The organism is Campylobacter sp. 2018MI01, assembly GCF_018501205.1.
GTDB lineage: Bacteria > Campylobacterota > Campylobacteria > Campylobacterales > Campylobacteraceae > Campylobacter_E.
Window position 1 is genome coordinate 1 of the sequence record NZ_JAHCZE010000204.1, and the last position, 392, is coordinate 392.

Genomic DNA, 392 nt, shown 5'->3' on the forward strand with positions numbered 1-392 from the left:
ATCCGATCTATTTAAAGGATGCCAAAGAAAATGGGGATTGCCTTGGTACTGATCATACAGAAGTCAATAAGAAAAGAGAAGACGTAATAGAACATTTGAAAGAGGTCATCACACAGCCTGAACCGTGGAACATTACGACGATTCGTACTTCGCTCGGGATGTACATCGTCTGCGAGTACGTCCATCAAAACACGGATCTGAAAGTTATTTTGACCGGTGAATGTTCTGATGAAATGTTTGGTTACAAATATACCGATTTTGCACCGTCTCCCGCAGAGTTTCAGCAAGAGTCTCAAAAGCGTGTTCGCGAACTTTACATGTATGATGTGTTGCGTGCTGACCGCTGCATTTCATCAAATTCGCTTGAAGGCCGCGTTCCGTTTGCTGATACC

1 protein-coding gene is annotated in these 392 nt (G+C 43.6%); it reads left to right on the top strand.

Annotated elements, in window-relative coordinates; all coding sequences use genetic code 11:
• On the top strand, positions 1-392 hold a 392-nt coding region (locus KJQ97_RS09675; RefSeq protein WP_214120733.1), incomplete at both ends, for an asparagine synthase-related protein.